The organism is Mesorhizobium sp. M1A.F.Ca.IN.020.04.1.1, assembly GCF_003997315.1.
Taxonomy (GTDB): domain Bacteria; phylum Pseudomonadota; class Alphaproteobacteria; order Rhizobiales; family Rhizobiaceae; genus Mesorhizobium.
The window spans coordinates 1-1,129 of sequence record NZ_RZSN01000383.1 but is presented as its reverse complement, the minus strand read 5'-3'; the positions used below and the strand labels follow the sequence as shown (position 1 = coordinate 1,129).

Annotated in this window: 1 protein-coding gene and 1 pseudogene; both read right to left on the bottom strand. The window is 63.5% G+C overall.

Going from position 1 to position 1,129, the window contains the following annotated elements; all coding sequences use genetic code 11:
• Positions 1–187: 187 nt before the first annotated feature.
• Positions 188–961 (bottom strand): DUF427 domain-containing protein, encoded by a 774-nt coding sequence (locus EOA49_RS32060; RefSeq protein WP_127242296.1) that lies wholly within the window; start codon positions 959–961, stop codon positions 188–190.
• Positions 962–972: 11 nt separating this feature from the next.
• Positions 973–1,129 (bottom strand): annotated as a pseudogene (locus EOA49_RS33900) (LLM class flavin-dependent oxidoreductase); the annotation flags it as partial.

Below are 1,129 nucleotides of genomic sequence, written 5' to 3'. Positions count from 1 at the left end.
GGTCAGGCCGATCAGCGCCGCGTATTTCAGGAGATCGCGACGCTTGAGATAACCTTGAGCGTATTCGTCGACGGCGACGTTCCAGATGTCTCCGGACAGATTGCGGAGGGAGTCGATTTCGTTGCGCTTGGTCATTTTTGCCTCAGTGAAAATTGTGGTTTTGAAGGAAGGGTATGAAGGGAGCGAGTCAGATCGGCTGGCCGTCGAGCTCGATGCGGTCCACCGCTTGCGGATAGAAGGCGATCAGCCCCTTGATCTTCGGCATCTCGGCGATCGGGTCGCGATAGCTCCATGCGATGTCCTGGCGCAGCGAGCCGTCCCTGAGCACGCCGGACCAGTAGGAGGCGATGCCCTTGTACGGACATCGCGTCGTCGTCTCCGACGGCCTCAGGCGGTCGAGCCTGACATCCGACGGATTGAGATAGAAACGCGTCGGCAGATGCGTCTCGAACAGCAGCACAGGGCGGTGGCTGTCGGCAATCAGTTCGCCGTCGAACCATATCCGCACATGGCTCGCGCTCTGCAGCACGTCGATGCGGGCATAGGGATCACGTGCGTGGACGAAGACCTCTTCCTCCTCCTCGAACCACTGGTCGACAAGGTTCCAGGTGAAGGCGATGCGGCCGGCGAGCGGCGCAAGGTTCTCGTCGGGCGGTGCAGTGAATGACCAGGCGGCGTCGGCCGCCCGCCTGCCGCCCGTATCGATATCCCAATATTTCGTCTCGCCGCCGACCGCATGCTGCTGGCCGTGCTTCGACGGCTTCAGCACCGACTGGTCGACCGCCGAGAGCGGGAAGAAATAGATCGGCAGAAAATGGTTGGAGCGCAGCACCAGAACGTTGCGGCTGTCGGCGATGACGCGGCCGGCGAATTTGACGCGGACGCGCTTGGGGCTGTGCAGGACGTTGATCAGCTGCGGCGCGGTTGCCTCGCGCGAATGCAGTCTCGGAGCGGCGGTCATGACGGCTCTCCTCAGGACACGGCGCGCTGATTGGCGCGCTGCTCGGCGAAGCGGTTGGCGGGCCGGGCAAGCCCGAAGCGGTCGCGCAGCGTTCCGGGCGCGTATTCGGTGGGGAAGACGCCGCTGCGCTGCAATTCGGGCACGACCTGCTCGGCGAAGTTGATCCAG